General features: G+C 67.2%; 12 protein-coding genes and 1 pseudogene. 5 read left to right on the top strand and 8 right to left on the bottom strand.

Features of this window, described 5'->3' with window-relative positions; all coding sequences use genetic code 11:
- Positions 1–85: 85 nt before the first annotated feature.
- The 3 genes from nth to ASD86_RS07170 form a co-directional block, all read right to left on the bottom strand.
- Positions 86–742, bottom strand: a complete 657-nt coding sequence (nth, locus tag ASD86_RS07180; protein ID WP_056109209.1) for an endonuclease III — start codon at positions 740–742, stop codon at positions 86–88.
- Between the two features lie 281 nt (positions 743–1,023).
- Positions 1,024–1,422, bottom strand: a complete 399-nt coding sequence (locus ASD86_RS07175; RefSeq protein ID WP_157476318.1) for a hypothetical protein — start codon at positions 1,420–1,422, stop codon at positions 1,024–1,026.
- Between the two features lie 74 nt (positions 1,423–1,496).
- Positions 1,497–2,279: an enoyl-CoA hydratase-related protein gene (locus ASD86_RS07170; protein ID WP_056108710.1), complete on the bottom strand. Its 783-nt coding sequence runs from the start codon at positions 2,277–2,279 to the stop codon at positions 1,497–1,499.
- 234 nt (positions 2,280–2,513) lie between these two features.
- Here ASD86_RS07170 and ASD86_RS07165 point away from each other — a divergent pair, with 234 nt between their 5' ends.
- The 4 genes and pseudogenes from ASD86_RS07165 (at position 2,514) to ASD86_RS07145 (ending at position 6,901) form a co-directional block, all read left to right on the top strand.
- Positions 2,514–3,200, top strand: a complete 687-nt coding sequence (locus ASD86_RS07165; protein WP_056108707.1) for an FKBP-type peptidyl-prolyl cis-trans isomerase N-terminal domain-containing protein — start codon at positions 2,514–2,516, stop codon at positions 3,198–3,200.
- 175 nt (positions 3,201–3,375) lie between these two features.
- Positions 3,376–4,250: pseudogene (locus ASD86_RS07155) on the top strand (CoA pyrophosphatase).
- Positions 4,247–5,098 (top strand): sulfurtransferase, encoded by an 852-nt coding sequence (locus ASD86_RS07150; RefSeq protein WP_056108703.1) that lies wholly within the window; start codon positions 4,247–4,249, stop codon positions 5,096–5,098. The pseudogene ASD86_RS07155 and the gene ASD86_RS07150 overlap by 4 nt, the downstream one beginning before the upstream one ends.
- A 453-nt stretch (positions 5,099–5,551) precedes the next feature.
- Entirely contained in the window at positions 5,552–6,901 is a 1,350-nt protein-coding gene (locus tag ASD86_RS07145) for a substrate-binding domain-containing protein (protein WP_056108701.1), read from the top strand.
- A gap of 129 nt (positions 6,902–7,030) precedes the next feature.
- On the opposite strand, the gene ASD86_RS07140 is transcribed toward ASD86_RS07145, so the two are convergent.
- Positions 7,031–7,789, bottom strand: a complete 759-nt coding sequence (locus tag ASD86_RS07140) for an enoyl-CoA hydratase/isomerase family protein (RefSeq protein WP_056108699.1) — start codon at positions 7,787–7,789, stop codon at positions 7,031–7,033.
- Positions 7,786–9,342, bottom strand: a complete 1,557-nt coding sequence (locus ASD86_RS07135; RefSeq protein WP_056108697.1) for a DUF4139 domain-containing protein — start codon at positions 9,340–9,342, stop codon at positions 7,786–7,788. Before ASD86_RS07135 ends, ASD86_RS07140 begins: the two co-directional genes overlap by 4 nt.
- Before the next feature lie 37 nt (positions 9,343–9,379).
- Between ASD86_RS07135 and ASD86_RS07130 the strand changes: the two genes are divergently transcribed.
- Positions 9,380–9,880 (top strand): copper chaperone PCu(A)C, encoded by a 501-nt coding sequence (locus ASD86_RS07130; protein WP_235567687.1) that lies wholly within the window; start codon positions 9,380–9,382, stop codon positions 9,878–9,880.
- 253 nt (positions 9,881–10,133) lie between these two features.
- Here the strand turns inward: ASD86_RS07130 and ASD86_RS27710 are convergent, their stop codons facing one another.
- The 3 genes from ASD86_RS27710 to ASD86_RS07115 all read right to left on the bottom strand — a co-directional run bounded on the left by ASD86_RS27710 (position 10,134) and on the right by ASD86_RS07115 (position 15,223).
- The gene (locus tag ASD86_RS27710) at positions 10,134–10,526 is read right to left on the bottom strand and encodes a thioesterase family protein (RefSeq protein ID WP_235567698.1); all 393 of its coding nucleotides are present in this window, start codon (positions 10,524–10,526) and stop codon (positions 10,134–10,136) included.
- 374 nt (positions 10,527–10,900) lie between these two features.
- Complete coding sequence (gene uvrA / locus ASD86_RS07120; RefSeq protein ID WP_056108695.1) at positions 10,901–13,828, bottom strand: excinuclease ABC subunit UvrA; 2,928 nt, start codon at positions 13,826–13,828, stop codon at positions 10,901–10,903.
- 465 nt (positions 13,829–14,293) lie between these two features.
- Positions 14,294–15,223: an OmpA family protein gene (locus ASD86_RS07115; protein ID WP_056108693.1), complete on the bottom strand. Its 930-nt coding sequence runs from the start codon at positions 15,221–15,223 to the stop codon at positions 14,294–14,296.
- Between the last annotated feature and the right edge of the window lie 348 nt (positions 15,224–15,571).

Raw genomic sequence — 15,571 nt, 5'->3', positions numbered from 1 at the left:
GTGACAGAACTGACTTATTTCGCGGGCATGACGCTGCGATGACGCTCGCGCAACCGCGGCGTGTCGGTTGCAAACGCGTTGAAAATCAAGCCGCTACGGGCTCCGGATCGCCTGGCGTCTTGTCCTGGAAGCGACAAAGATCACGGATGACACAATGCGGGCAATCGGGTTTTCGTGCCTTGCAAACGTAACGTCCGTGCAGAATCAGCCAGTGATGCGCGTCCTGCAGGTAGCGTTCGGGGACAACTTTGAGCAGTCCTTGTTCGACCGCGACCACATCCTTGCCGGGCGCCAGGCCGGTCCGGTTCGACACCCGGAAGATGTGCGTGTCGACCGCGATGGTGGGTTCGCCGAACGCGGTGTTGAGCACGACGTTGGCGGTCTTGCGGCCGACCCCGGGCAGCGCCTCGAGCGCGGCGCGGTCGCGCGGCACTTCGCCGCCGTGCAGGTCGATCAGTTGTTGCGACAGCGCGACCACGTTCGCGGCCTTGGTGTTGAACAGGCCGATCGTGGCGATGTAGGGCTTGAGGCCGTCGACGCCGAGCGCGGCGATCTGCCGCGGGGTATTGGCGATCGGAAACAACTTGCGTGTGGCCTTGTTGACGCCGACATCGGTCGCCTGCGCCGACAGCGCGACCGCGACCAGCAGTTCGTACGGGGAGCTGTATTCGAGTTCGGTGGTCGGATGCGGGTTGAGCGATTGCAGGCGCGAGAACATTTCCCCGATTTCGGGAGGGCTCAGGCGCGCGCTGCGTTTTTCGCGCTGGGCCGCGGGTTTGCTCGCCGATTTGCTTGCAGCCTTGCCGGTCGAAGTGCCGCCGAGGGTACGCGCAGGCTTTTTCGCGACCTTTTTCGCGACGGCTTTCTTGGCGGCGGATTTAACCGTCGCCGACTTCGGCTTGGCGTCAGTTGCCGCCGCGAATTTTTTCGCCGCGACGTTCTTGCTGGGCGTGCGCGCGGCGGCGGAAGCGGGCTTGGCTGGCGACTTGGCTGGCAGAGGCTTGGGCATGCGGGTTCGTGGGATCAGGTCGGTCCGCGTTGCGCGGCTTTGGCCTTGGCGCGCGCGAGCGCGGCCGCGGCCGCGGTGGGCAGGGCCGGACGCGGCGGCGTTGGCGCGTCGTCGGCCGCATTAATAAGGTTGCCGGCGGGTGCGGTGCCGGCTGCTGCAATGCTGGCGGATGCGACCGCCGCTGGCGCGCCCGCGCGTTGCGCGGCGCGTTCGTCGGCGCGGCGTTGCAGGCGTGCATCGCGCGCGCGATAGCGTTCGCGCGCGGCCAAGGCGCGCAGCCGTTGCGCGCGCGCGTCGCGCGTGGCCTGCGTGCATTGCGGTGTGCAATGCGCGCAGACCGGTGCTTGCTCGTCCTGCAACAAGCCGAGCGTGATCGCGCGATCCAGGTCGTCCGAGGCCAGCGCCAGCGCGATCGCATGCGCCGCCGCGCCGCTCGGGTCGGCGCAGCCGCAGGCACAGCTCGCGGAGACGACGGACACGGCCGGACTCAGGTGCCGTTGAAAGCCGGCTTACGGCGTTCCAGGAACGCGGTCGTGCCTTCGCGCATGTCGTCGGTCGAGAACATCAGGCCGAACTGCGCGGTTTCGTATTCGAGGCCTTCCTCGATCCCGCATTCGCCGCCGACCGCGACGCAGTCGAGCACGCCGCGCAGCGCCAGTGGCGCCGAGGCGGCGAACTGCTCGGCCAACTTATAGGTCTCGGTTTCCAGCTCGGCCGCGGGCACCACCCGATTGACGATGCCCAGCTCCTTGGCGCGCGCGGCATCGATCGGCGTACCGACCAGGCACAGCTCCAGGGTCGCGGCGCGTCCGGCCAGGCGCAGCAGGCGCTGGGTGCCGCCGAAGCCGGGAATCAGCCCGAGGTTGATCTCCGGCTGGCCGATCTTGGCGCTGTCGGCGGCGATGCGCAGATGGCAGCCCATCGCCAGTTCCAGCCCGCCGCCCAGCGCGAAACCGTTGATCATGCCGATCACCGGCTTGGGCATTTTCTCGATCCGGCGCATCAGTTTCTGCCCGCGCAGGGAGAAATCGCGGCCCTGGACCGGGCTGAGGGTGTTCATTTCCGAGATGTCGGCGCCGGCCACGAAGGCCTTCGGGCCGGCCCCAGTCAGGATCACCGCGCGCACCGAGGGGTCGTTGGCGGCGGCTTCGAATGCCACCAGCAGGGCGTCCAGGGTCGCGGCATTAAGCGCGTTCAGCTTGTCCGGACGGTTGACGGTGATCTGGCGCACGGCGCCGCGATCGGCGACGAGAAGGGGCGATTCGGTCATGTGATGGCCGTAGGATGTCGGGAAAGGGGGATGTGATCGCCGTGGAACTCCGGGCCTGGGGCGCGGTCAGATCCGGGGGCGTCAGTGGCGGTTAAGCGCTGCCGCCGGTATCCTAACCCGTCCTGTTGCGGCCTTACGACCGAACCGGGCTTTACCTATCGGGGCTTTGGAAACTGCCCCCAGCTGATCGGAACGGCCTCGCGCCTTCCGTGCCACCACCGGAGATTCCACCGAATGAAGTTGCGTTTGATTGCTGCCGCCGTCGCAGCCCTGGCACTGACCGCCGGCAACGCCGTCGCGCAGGACACTTCGTCCGAGAAGGGCAAGCTGAGCTACGCGCTCGGTTACGACCTCGGCCGCAACGCCGTGGAGAGCGGCGAACAAGTCGATGTGAACACGATCGTCAAGGGCCTGCAGGACGGCTACGCGAAGAAGCAGCCCGCGGTCGCGGTCGACCAGCTGCGCACCGCGGTGCAGAACATGCAGAAGCGCCAGCAGGACAAGGCCAAGGCCGAGTGGGACAAGGCCGCGTCCGAGAACAAGACCAAGAGCGACACCTTCATCAACGCCAACAAGGCCAAGGCCGGCGTGAAGGTGCTGCCGAGCGGCGTGCAGTACCGCGTGATCGACGCGGGCAGCGGCGCCAAGCCGACCCAGTCCAGCACCGTCGCGCTTGAAGTCGCCGGTCCGTTCCCGTTCGGCGAGCGTCCGGCGCAGGCGCGTCCGGCCAATGCGATCCCGTCGATCAAGGTCAGCGAGATCGAAATGGCGGCGATGCGCGAAGTGCTGCTGCAGATGCCGACCGGCGCGAAGTGGGAAGTGACCCTGCCGTCGGCGCAGGCCTACGGCGCCGACCCGCGTACCCCGTATCCGCCGAACGTGGCGGTGCAGTTCGAAATCAAGCTAGTCAGCGTCAAGTAAGACCGGCGCGAACGAAAGTGTGATGCGCTTGCGCCGGCATGTCCGGCGCAAGTCGTTTCTGGGGTCTGGCGGTGCGCGAACGGTTATTCGTTCGCGCGCCGCGCCGATATTCCGATCTGCTTGCCGGCCTGCCGGTAAGGCTTTACCCCGCCGTGTCGCCAGGCAGAATGGCGGCATGGCCTCGGTGGACGATATGACGACTTTTCGCGCGGTGCTGAGCCCGTGCATCGGCATTTGCCAACTCGGCGACGACGGCCTGTGCGAGGGCTGCCTGCGCACCACCGCGGAAATCGCGCGCTGGTCGCAGATGAACGACGACGAGCGCCTGCGCCTGATGGAGGATGTGTTGCCGCTGCGCGAGTCGAGGGTTCGATGAGCGGTGCCACATCCGATTCCGGTTTCGGCGGAACGTTGTTCGACAAGAACTTTCTCGACGGCGATTCGCGCGCGCGCACCCGCCTGATCGCCGCGTTGCATCCGCTCGATGCCGCGCCCGAGAGCGACGGCTGGAACCTCGACGACCTGACCGACCTGCTGCCGGCCGACGCGCTGCGCGCGCAAGCCGCGGTGCTGGTCGGCCTGGTGCCGCGCAGCGACGGCGTGCAAGTGCTGCTGACCCGCCGCACCGATGGCCTGCGCCAGCACGGCGGCCAGGTCAGCTTTCCCGGCGGCCGCATCGAGCCCGACGACGAGGACGCGGTCGCCGCGGCCTTGCGCGAGACCGAGGAAGAGATCGGCGTGCCGCCGGCGTTGATCGCGCCGCTGGGTTTTCTCGATCCGCTGGTGACCATCACCGGGTTTCGGGTGCTGCCGCTGGTCGCGGTGATCGATGCGGACTATGTCGCGCGGCCCGATCCCAATGAAGTGGCGCAAGTGTTCGAAGTGCCGCTCGATTTCCTGCTCGATCCGGCCAACCTGACCACCCGCACCCTTGATTACAAGGGCCGCGCGCGGCATGTATTGGAGTACCGCTATCCGACCCAGCGCATCTGGGGCGCGACGGCGTCGATGCTGTTGAATCTGCGACAACGACTGGAGGCGACGCGATGAGCGACTGGACCACGCTGGTATCGGCCGAAGACCTGGCGGCCGCGCTGGGCAACGACGATCTGATCGTTGTCGACACGCGCACTTCGCTGACCGATCGCGCCGCGAGCGAGCAAGCCTATCGCCAGGCGCACATCCCCGGCGCGCGTTACGCCGACCTGGATCGCGACCTGTCCGATCACCGCAAGACCACCGGCGGCCGCCATCCGTGGCCGGACGCGGCCGATTTCACCGCGACGCTTGGCCGCTGGGGTATCACCCCGCAGCACCAGGTCGTCGTCTACGACAGCGCCGACGGCGCCCTGGCTGCGTCGCGCCTGTGGTTCCTGCTGCGCGTGCTCGGCCATCGCCGCGTGGCCGTGCTCGACGGTGGCTGGCAGCGCTGGAGCGCGCTCGGCCTGCCGAGCGACGCCGAGATTCCCGCGCCGCAACCGATGCAGTACGAAGCCAGTTTCGATGCGCGCCGCCTGCTCGACGCGCAGGACGTGCGCGGCCTGCTCGATTCGGGCGGGCTGTTGATCGATGCGCGCGCGGGCGAGCGTTTTCGCGGCGAAGTCGAGCCGCTGGATCGCGTCGCCGGCCACGTGCCCGGCGCGCGCAACCGCGCCTATGCGCTCAACCTCGACGATGGGCGTTTCAAGTCGCCGGAGGTGTTGGCGGCGGAGTTCGCGCCCTTATTCGACGGTCGCGAACCGTCGCAGGTCGCGGCGATGTGCGGCTCGGGTGTCACCGCCTGCCACCATCTGCTGGCGATGTCGCATGCCGGGTTCGACGGAGCGGCGTTGTATACCGGATCGTGGAGTGGGTGGATCGAGGATTCGCAGCGGCCGGTTGCGATTGGCGACAGCTGAGCGGGCCGAGCAACACACCGCGATCCGCTCAGAAACTGTCTATCAGTTTCATCGTTGCGACGAACGCTACCTGTAGGAGCGGCGCAAGCCGCGACCGTGATGCATCCGTTTGTGTCGTTGCCGCCCGAAGGGTAGTTGCCGCGACTGCGCGGTAGCGGTTTACCTCGTCGGCGTAGGTTCGCGGTCGCGGCTTGCGCCGCTCCTACAGTTTGGGGCCGGACAGACGTCGGATTTGACTTGGGAGTTTGGCCTTTGATGGGCGTTCGCGTCCTGCGATCGCGGTAGTCCGTGTGCGAACGCCGCCGCTAGGCAAAACACACCACACCCATCGCTCATGCGATTTGCGCAATGTGCTAATTCCATTGCGTTACCGAAGTGACGCGCATCGCGTAATGGCGGCGTCACAGGCCGCACCCATCCTTGCGCGAAATTCGCACAGGGGGAGTGCGCACCATGTTGCGTGCCGTGGTTTTGCCGCTGTTGTTGTTGTTCGCGTCGCTGTCGTCCCTGTTCGCCGCGCCCGCTCGGGCCCAGGACGCCGAACGCGTACGCATCCATGGTTCCAACACGCTCGCTCACGCGCTGGTGCCCGGCGTGGCCGAAGCATGGCTGCGCGATATCGGCTACACCGGCATTCGCAGTTCGCGTCCGCGCGCGACCTTGACCGAAATCCACGCCAGCCGCGATGGCCTGCCGTTGGTGGTGGAGATCGATGCCAGCGATTCGGCGCAGGGTTTCGCCGATCTGGTCGAGGGCGAAGCGCAGATCGCGATGATGACGCGGCGACCGAACGCGGCCGAACTCGATGCCGGCTGGCAACTCGGCGATCTGGGTTCGCAGGATCAGGAGTTCGTGGTCGCGCTCGACGGCGTCGCGGTGGTGGTCAACAGCCGCAACCCGGTGCTGCGCATGGATCTGGACCAACTGCGCAAGCTGTTTTCCGGGCAGTCGCGCGATTGGAGCGAACTCGGCGGCGCGGCCGGCGAAGTGCGCGTGCATCTGGACCCGAACGCCGGCGCGGTGCGCGATCTGATGAACGAGCGGGTGATGCGCGGCGCGGCGTTCGCCGAAGCGCAGTTGCACGCCAGCGCGCGCGAACTGGTCGCCGCGGTCGCGGCCGATCCGCTCGCGATCGGTCTGATTCCGATCGGCGAGCATTACGGCGATGGCACCCGGCCGCTGGCGATCGCCGACGGCGGCCGCGCGATCGTGCCGACCCGCACCGAAGTGCTCGGCGAGGACTATCCGCTGAGCCGGCGTCTGTATCTGTATGGCGGCCAGATGATGGGCGCGCTGAGCCGCAGCTTCGCGCTGTACGCGATGACCCGCGCCGGCCAGCGCGCGGTCGCGCGCAGCGGTCATCTCGCGGTGACCCTGGTGCCGGGCCGCGCGCGCGCGGCGACCGCCGGACCGGTCGAGTATCGGCAACTGGTCGAAGGCGCGGTGCGTCTGCCGCTGAGCCTGCGTTTCAATTTCAACGGCGCCGGCGAAGCCGGCGTCGCCGCGAGCGTTTACGACAGCCGCGCGGTGCGCGATCTCGATCGCCTGCGCGCGTTCATGCAATTGCCGCTCAATCGCGGCCGCCGTCTATTGGTGATCGGTTTCGCCGACGCCAGCGCGGGTTCGAGCATGGCCGCGATGATGATGAGCAACGACCGCGCCGATCTGGTCGCGCAGGAACTGATGTCGCGCGGCCTGAAAGTGCAGCAGGCGCGCGGGATGGGTACAGCGCTGCCGCTGACTTCGAGCCGAAACGCGGGAGCGCGTTACCGCAATGAACGCGTCGAGGTTTGGCTGCTTTAAAGCGAAAAAATAGTTGAAAGGAGTGAGTAAGAGCCAGAAGTGAGTGCAGAGGAGTGAGAAGTGAGTAGGACCGAGTGGCGATCCCGCTTTTACTCACTTCTCACTTCTCTGCACTCACTCCTCGCTTCATCACTTGCCGAGCTTCGCCACCAACGCCTTCAACGCACCCTGGGTATCCGGCGAATACCACGCATCAACAAAGCGATCGAGTTCGATGTGTTCCGGACGCAGTGCTTCGACCAGATCGGCGCGGGCCAGCAAGCGCGTCTGCAGCATCGCGCTGCGCGGCAGGGTCAGCAGCTGCGCCAGCCACGCGCGCGCGCGTTCGCTGACGGCGTCGATTTCGACCAGTTCGTCGACCAGGCCTATCCGCAGCGCGGTGTCGGCATCGACCATCTCGCCGGCGATCAACAGGCGCTCGGCGCGGTAATGGCCGATCACTCGCCGCATCAGGCGCTGGATGCCTTCGGGCGCGACCAGCCCGACCTGGGTTTCGTTGAGGCCGATGCGGTAATTGCCCGCGGCCATGACCCGGTAATCGCAGCACAGGGTCAGCACGCAGCCGCCGGCCGGAGCGTGGCCGGCGATCGCCGCGACCACCGGCACCGGCGCCGACGCCAACGCGCGCGCCAGGCCGAAGAACGACTGCCATGCCAGCAGAAGATGATCGCGCTGATCGCCAAGCGACAGCAGGTACGGCACGTCGAGGCCGGCCGAGAACACCTTCGGCCCGCCGCTGAGCACGATGCCGTGCGCGCCGTGATGGATCGCGCTTTCCAGCGCTTCGCGCGCGGCGTTGCACAGCTTGGGATCGAGCGCGTTGACCGGCGCGCGCGCCAGTTTGATTTCGACGATGTCGCCGTGTTGGAGGGTTTCTACGCAATTCATGGTTTGACGTCCTGGGGCCAGCGATAACGCACGGTGTAGGTCAGCTTGGTTTCGCCGTCGGCCGGCACCGCCACGTCGAACTCGGCATGGCGCGCGTCCTTCTTCTTCGACGGCAGGCTGGACGACACGATCTCCCAATCGGCCCAGCGCGGCAAGGGCTCGGTGACCCGAACCGTGGCCGGGTTCTTCTTCGCGTTCTTGAGCGTGATCGCGAACGATTCGGTGATGGTGCGTCCGGTACGGTCCAGCTTGAACGCGGTCGCCTCACGCTTGCCGCTCAGGTCGAACACTTTGCCGAGTTCGAGCTTGATCTGGGCATTGGCCGGAGTGTGGCCGAGCGCAGATTCGCCGAGGAAATCGCCGCCGTCGAACACGCGCACGCGCCCGGCCGGCAGCGGCAGGCCCAGCCCGGAGGCCTTGTCGTTGTTGAACTCGACCTTGGACATCACCGGCAGGTCGCCGAGCTGGCCGTGATAATCGCGGTCGATCAGCGGCGTGGGCGGCTGCCAATCGTTGTCGGCGCTGGCGAAGGAATAGATGCGTTCGCAGGCGACCGCGCCGTTGCGCGGGAACAGCGCGATGCGCTCGGTGCTGCCGTTGGCCAGGGTCACCGCTTGCTGCAGATCGTAGGCGTGGTATTCGCCGGCGGCGCGTTCGACCGGCATCAGCGCCGCGGCTGGCATTTCGGCGTAGCTGTCGGCCTGGAGCCTCGCGGCGCTCACCTGAATACGATCGAGACCGGCGTTGCTGCTGCGATTCGGTTCGCCCGCGACCAGGCTCAGACGCGCGCCGTTGAACGCGCCGCCGGAGCGATTGGCGATCAGCGCCGCGCCGTCGAGCGCGAGCTTGCAGCCGCCGCCCGGCGCCAGCGTGGCGAGGTATTCCGCACGCCAGGCCATGCCGCCCATCGGGTACGACAGCAGGAATTCGGCATCGCCGGCCTTGTCGGCGTTGACCGTCCATTGCAGCGAGGACTGGCGCGGCAGCAGGTTGTCGTTGTCGATCAGGCTGAAGCTATCGTAGCTGCGGATCACCTTGACCCGGCCGTCGTCGAGGGCGAGGGTGAGGCCGTTATTGGCCGAGATCAGCACGCCGCTGTCGGTCTGCTTGGCGCCGCCGGCGGTGTGTTCGACCGAGACCTTGCGCCCGATCGCAACCACGATGACGTTCTGCGCGCCCGCGACCGCGGAGACATGACGTTGGCCGATCACGCTCACGCCGCCGCCTTGAGGTTGCAGCAGCGCCGCTTCGATGTCCATCGCCGGCGGCAGCGATTGTTCCGATACGTCGTTGCGGCCGCTCTTGAGCTTGAAGCGCAGCGGCCGTCCGACCAGCGCATAACCGGGCATGCCGACGCTGGCGCCCTGGGTGCCGGCCAGTGCTTCGTAACCGCCGCTGTAGACGGTGAGCTTGGTGCTGGCGCCGGTGGTGGTGCCGGTCTTGTCGGTCGGTGTGTCGGCGCCCGTGGATTCGGCGCGGTCGGCGCCGGAGGGCGCGGCGGAGCAGGCGGCCAATGCGCAGGCCAGGGCGAGCAGGCTCAGTGACTGTTTCATCGTCAACTCCGTGGAGGCTCGGGGGTATGATAAGGCGATGAACGTATCTGCCATCCGAATGGGGTTGACGCTCGCCGCCGCGCTGGGCGCGGCGTGCGCATTTCACGCATCGGCGAAGGATCGGCCCGCGCCGCCGGTCGCGACCGCGGCGAGTGCGTGCATCGCCAAGGGACAGATCGTGGTGCGCCATGCATGGGTGCGATTGCCGCCGATGCAGATGCCGATGATGGCCGGTTTCGGCCGGATCGAGAACCGCTGCGCGGCGCCGGTGGTGATCGTCGCGGCGAAGAGCGCGGCGTTCGCCGACGTGTCGCTGCACGAGACCCGCATCATCGACGGCGTCAGCAAGATGCGCGCGTTGCCGGAGCTGCGCATCGCGCCCGACGGCGCGGCGGTGTTGAAGCCCGGCGGCATGCACCTGATGCTGATGCAGCCGCACGCGCCGCTCAAGCAAGGCAGCCGGGTGGCGATCGAGTTCGAACTCAAGGGCGGCGGTTCGCTGCTGGGCGAGTTCGAGGTGCGTAAGGCCGCGCCTTGATCCAGGCGTCGTGCCGACAGCGTCGAATATCGCGCCAGCTCCCTGTAGGAGCGGCGCGAGCCGCGACCGCGAAATAGCGCTTACCGCGCAAGCCCTGATGTCGCGCTCGCGAATGAAACATACGACGTAATCGCGGTTTCGCGGTCGCGGCTTGCGCCGCTCCTACAAGGGCGCCCGTAGTTAAGCCGCGTGCGACGCCCGCGCGGTGCGATCGGTTATTTGCGGACGGCGATGTACGCCGTCCGTATGAGGCTCAGCCGGCCGAGCAGGCCGCGCGCACCGGTTCGGGCAATGCCGCTGGCTGCCCGGTTTCGCGGTGGATCCACACCAGCACCACGTTGCCGTCGCAATACAGCGCGCTGGAATCGTTCGCGCCAACGATGCGGTGGCCGATGCTCAGGCTGGTGGTGCCGAGGCGTTCGACGAACAGTTCGACCTCGAGTTCGTTCGGCCATTCGATCGGACGGCGATAGTTCAGATGCGCGGCCGCGACCACCGGCGCGACATGGTCGTCCATGCCGTGGCCGGGCAGGGTCACCATCCAGCGCAGGCGCGCTTCCTCCAGATAGCTGAGAAATTTGGAGTTGTTGACGTGGTTGAACGCGTCGAGATCGCGCCAGCGCACCGACAGAGGCACCCGGATCAAGGCGGGATTCGGCGCCGGTTCGGGCAGCGCCGATGCTTGCGGCGCGGTGGCGTTGCCGCTGCCGGCGAGCGCCGCGATCGCGGGTTGCTGGGGCGCGCCGGGTTTCGCCGCCGCGTGCTGCGCGGCCTTCGGCTTGGAACCGCCGCGCTTCGAATCCACAGGCTTCGAATCTGCATGCTTAGAGCCGGCATGCTTAGAGCCGGCAGGCTTCGAATCGATACGCTGCGAATCGGCCTGCGTGGCAGACCCCTCGTCGACAGCCGCCGCGGCACTCGCGGATTTGCGCGATCGCGGCTTGCGTTGCTTGCGCGGCGGCGACGTGGTTTCGCCGGCAGTGTTGTCCACTACCGGCGTTTGCTTCTTGTTGCGACCGGTCATGCGGCGGATTTCTTCTTGGCGCGCGTGGCCGGCGCGGCGGTCTTGGCGGCGGGTTTCTTCTTCGCCGGCTCAGCGGGCGCCTTGGCTTTCTTCGGCGTGCCGAGCAGCGGCGCGAGGAAGTGGCCGGTGTGCGAGTGCGGCAGCGCGGCGATCTCTTCCGGCGTGCCGGTGGCGAGGATGGTGCCACCGCGATGGCCGCCTTCCGGACCCAGGTCGATGACCCAGTCGGCGGTCTTGATCACGTCGAGGTTGTGCTCGATCACCACCACGGTGTTGCCGTCGTCGCGCAGACGATGCAGCACGGCGAGCAGGTGCTCGATGTCGTGGAAGTGCAGGCCGGTGGTCGGCTCGTCGAGGATGTACAAGGTGCGCCCGGTGTCGCGGCGCGAGAGTTCCTTCGACAGCTTCACGCGCTGCGCTTCGCCGCCCGACAAGGTGGTCGCGCTCTGGCCCAGCTTGATGTAACTCAGGCCCACGTCCATCAGGGTTTCGAGCTTGCGCGCGATGGTCGGTACCACTTCGAACAGGTTCAGCGCCGCCTCGACCGTCATCTCGAGCACGTCGTTGATGTTGTAACCCTTGTACAACACCTCCAGCGTCTCGCGGTTGTAGCGCTTGCCGTGGCAGACGTCGCAGGGCACGTACACGTCCGGCAGGAAGTGCATTTCGACCTTGATCAGGCCGTCGCCCTGGCAGGCTTCGCAGCGTCCGCCGCGCACGTTGAAGCTGAAGCGGCCCGGCGAGTAGCCGCGCGCGCGCGCTTCGGGCACCTGCGCGAACAACTCGCGCAACGGCGTGAACAGGCCGGTGTAGGTGGCCGGGTTCGAACGCGGGGTGCGGCCGATCGGCGACTGATCGATATCGACGACCTTGTCGAACAGCTCGATGTTCTCCACCGACTTGTACGGCGCCGGCGTCTGCGAGGCGCCGTTCAACTCGTTGGCCGCGATCACGTACAAGGTGTCGTTGATCAGGGTCGATTTGCCCGAACCCGACACGCCGGTGACGCAGGTCAACAGGCCCGCCGGAATGTCGAGATCGACATTCTTGAGGTTGTTGCCGGTCGCGCCGCGCAGGTGCAGGGTGGTCTTCGGATTCGGCTTGTGCCGGGTCTTCGGAATCTCGATCTTGCGCTTGCCGCTGAGGTACTGGCCGGTCAGCGAACGCGGCGCCTTGAGGATGTCGGCGAACTGGCCCTGGGCGACGATTTCGCCGCCATGCACGCCGGCGCCGGGGCCGATGTCGACGATGTAGTCGGCCAGACGCATCGCGTCTTCGTCGTGCTCGACCACGATCACCGTATTGCCCAGATCGCGCAGACGCGTGAGCGTGCCGAGCAGGCGTTCGTTGTCGCGCTGGTGCAGGCCGATCGACGGCTCATCGAGCACATACATGACGCCGACCAAGCCCGCGCCGATCTGACTGGCCAGTCGGATGCGCTGCGCTTCGCCGCCCGACAGCGAGTCGGCCTTGCGTTCCAGCGTGAGGTAATCCAGGCCGACGTCGACCAGGAAGCGCAGGCGATCGACGATTTCCTTGACGATCTTGACCGCGATTTCGCCGCGCCAACCCGGCATTTCCAGGGTCTTGAAGAAGTTCAGCGCTTCGTCAACCGGCAGCACCACCAGGTCCGGCAGCGGACGCTCGGCCACGAACACGTTGCGCGCGGCGCGGTTCAGGCGCGCGCCGCCGCAATCGGGGCAGGGGCGCTGGCTGATGAACTTGGCCAGTTCCTCGCGCACCGCGGCCGATTCGGTCTCGCGGTAACGCCGTTCCAGGTTCGGCACGATGCCTTCGAAGCGATGCTTGCGCTGGCTGCGGCCGCCGCTTTCGGTGATGTAGTTGAAGCTGATCTGCTCGTCGCCGCTGCCGTACAGCACGGCCTTCTGCTGCGACGCGGTCAGCGCCTGCCACGGCGTGTCGACGTTGAACTTGTAGTGCTTGGCCAGCGACTGGATCAACTGGAAGTAATACGCGTTGCGCCGATCCCAGCCACGCACCGCGCCGGCCGAGAGCGACAGCTCCGGATGCACGACCACGCGCGCGGGATCGAAGAACTCGGCCACGCCCAGGCCGTCGCAGGTCGGGCATGCGCCGACCGGCGAATTGAACGAGAACAGGCGCGGTTCGAGTTCGGGTAGCGAGTAATCGCAGACCGGGCAGCTGTACTTGGACGAGAACAGCAGCGGCGCGGTTTCGGCGTTGTCGAGCGACTGCACCTGGGCCATACCGTCGCCGAGCTTGAGCGCGGTCTCGAACGATTCGGCCATGCGCTGCTTGATGTCTTCGCGCGGGCGGAAGCGGTCGACCACCGCTTCGATGGTGTGTTTGACCCGCAGCGCCAGTGGCGGCACCGCGTCGATCTCGTACAGCTCGCCGTCCACGCGCACGCGCACGAAGCCCTGCGCGCGCAGTTGTTCGAACACTTGCGCGTGCTCGCCCTTGCGTTCGCGGATCACCGGCGCGAGCAGCATGTAGCGCTGCTCGGGATCGAGGGTCATCACTTGATCGACCATCTGGCTGACGGTCTGCGCCTCCAGCGGGTAGTGATGGTCCGGACAGCGCGGCGAACCCACCCGCGCGTACAGCAGGCGCAGGTAGTCGTAGACCTCGGTGATGGTGCCAACGGTCGAACGCGGGTTGTGCGAGGTGGATTTCTGCTCGATCGAAATCGCCGGCGACAGGCCTTCGATGTGATCGACCTCCGGCTTCTCCATCACCGACAGGAACTGGCGGGCGTAGGCCGAGAGCGATTCGACGTAGCGACGCTGGCCCTCGGCGTAGATGGTGTCGAAGGCGAGCGAGGATTTGCCCGACCCGGACAGGCCGGTGATCACGATCAGCTTGTCGCGCGGCAGATCGAGATCGATGTTCTTGAGGTTGTGCGTCCGCGCGCCGCGGATGCGGATGTAGTCCAGCGCCATCGGGTGCCTGCAAGGGGGGAGTAGAGCCGCCGGCGCGAAACGCGACGGCGAACAGGGGAGCGTATCGAGTGGGGAAGGTGGGGGCAAATCCCGGAAACGAAAGCGCCTGTCGCGGGCATGAGGGATGTCATCCGGGGCCCGTGGCGCTTGGGGTTCAGGCGCTCGCGGGAATCGCGGCCGGACCTGGGTTCGAGGCGATCGCCGGGTTCGGCAAAGCCGAGTGCGCGAACTTGGAGTGGGAGGTGGCGGGTCGAGCGCGGATCGCTCCGCGGCAGGCCTCGCCGCCGCGACGAGAGGCGGCGCAGCGATGCGATTGTGGCTAGCGTCACCGTGGGCGAGGGCTTCAGCCCCGGCGCTGTTTAGTCAGCTCGCCGGTGTGTGGCCGAACAGCGCCGGGGCCGAAGCCCCACCCACCTAAAAACGCATGACTTGTTCAGGTTCGGACGCGTTACCGCGCCCCAGTGTTCACTTGACCGCGTTGAACTGCAGCGGCGTGGTCGCCGCGCCGCTGGCGGCCTTGGTGTCGAGCGCGCCCGGATTGACCCCGGCGACGATCAGCTGGACCTTGACCGCCTCGGCGCGTTGGCGCGACAGGGTTTCGTTGTCGCTGGGCTGGCCGGCGCCGCCGCCGGGACCGACGATCTCGTAGCGCGCGTCGGCCGGGCCGGCCTGGATCGCCTTGGCCGCGCGGCTGAGGATGTCCAGGCTGGCCGGTGCGATGCGGGCGCCGCCGTCGTCGAAGCGCAGATTGATCTGGTTGAGCGCCTTGACGATCTCGGCCGGGCCGGCCTTGCCCGGCTCCAGCGCGGCCAGCGCCTGCGCGGCCGCGTCGCTGGACGCCGCGGCGCCGCCGACGCCTTCGAACAGACCACCGTATTGGTAACCCGGGAACAGGGTCTTGGCTTTTTCCAGCAGGATCGCGCGGTCGGCGTCGGAGGCCTGGCCGCTGAGTTCGATCTTCTCGCCTTCGAAGCTCACCGCCGCGCCGGACATGCTCAGCGCCGCGGCGAACTGCGGCAGCTTGTCCAGCCACGGCGCCGGCTTGGCGGCCTTGTCGACGTTGAGGTTGCCGCTGATCTGGCCGCTGTAGGCCTGGGCCAGGGCGATGCTCAGGGCCTTGCGGTTGGCCTCGCTGTCGAGGGTGCCGTCGTAGCGGATCGCGCCGTTGTTGTTGACCAGGCTGAGCTTGGCGTCGAAGCGCACGACCGGCGCGGGCGCGGCGGTGGCGGCGGGATTGGCGGTCGCGGCATCGGGGGATGCGGCGTCGCGGTTGCAGGCGCTCAGGCCGGCGCTGAGCGCCACGGCGAGGGCCAGCGACGGCAGGCCGAGACGGCGGCCGAAGGCGAAGGCGAGGGCGGACGGGTTGGCGCGGGCGGCGGGCGGGATGGTGCGCATGGATTCTCCGCTGGGTGGAAACCGGGGTCGTGATGGTGCGGCGCGTGGGGAGATCGGCAAAGCGTGTCGGAGCGGGGCGGTGGATCGAGGCCGGGCGACGGGTTGCGGGGCATTGCGGTGCGTGGGCGGCTGATGGAGCGGTGGCTAATGGAGTGCGGTTATGCGGTGGAGTTCCCGATTGCCGCGGTTGATGTAATTGCCGAGTGATCGCTCATGCCTTCGGGATGTATCGATTTTTTGATCGTAATCCCACCAGAACGTCATTCCCGCGAACGCGGGAATCCAGTGACTTTGAACGTTGCTGCAAGAAAGTAGACGTACTTCAGATCGATCAGTCTGACGACCTTC

The organism is Lysobacter sp. Root690, from assembly GCF_001427785.1.
GTDB lineage: Bacteria > Pseudomonadota > Gammaproteobacteria > Xanthomonadales > Xanthomonadaceae > Lysobacter.
The sequence above is the reverse complement of the archived record's forward strand: the minus strand, read 5'-3'. Positions and strand labels throughout refer to the sequence as shown.

Bases quoted from the DNA above. Each gene is read 5' to 3' on its own strand.
- ASD86_RS07170 (WP_056108710.1), bottom strand. From the start codon at position 2,279: ATGACCGAATCGCCCCTTCTCGTCGCCGATCGCGGCGCCGTGCGCCAG.
- ASD86_RS07165 (WP_056108707.1), top strand. From the start codon at position 2,514: ATGAAGTTGCGTTTGATTGCTGCCGCCGTCGCAGCCCTGGCACTGACC.
- ASD86_RS07150 (WP_056108703.1), top strand. From the start codon at position 4,247: ATGAGCGACTGGACCACGCTGGTATCGGCCGAAGACCTGGCGGCCGCG.
- ASD86_RS07145 (WP_056108701.1), top strand. From the start codon at position 5,552: ATGTTGCGTGCCGTGGTTTTGCCGCTGTTGTTGTTGTTCGCGTCGCTG.
- ASD86_RS07140 (WP_056108699.1), bottom strand. From the start codon at position 7,789: ATGAATTGCGTAGAAACCCTCCAACACGGCGACATCGTCGAAATCAAA.
- ASD86_RS07135 (WP_056108697.1), bottom strand. From the start codon at position 9,342: ATGAAACAGTCACTGAGCCTGCTCGCCCTGGCCTGCGCATTGGCCGCC.
- ASD86_RS07130 (WP_235567687.1), top strand. From the start codon at position 9,380: ATGAACGTATCTGCCATCCGAATGGGGTTGACGCTCGCCGCCGCGCTG.
- uvrA (WP_056108695.1), bottom strand. From the start codon at position 13,828: ATGGCGCTGGACTACATCCGCATCCGCGGCGCGCGGACGCACAACCTC.
- ASD86_RS07115 (WP_056108693.1), bottom strand. From the start codon at position 15,223: ATGCGCACCATCCCGCCCGCCGCCCGCGCCAACCCGTCCGCCCTCGCC.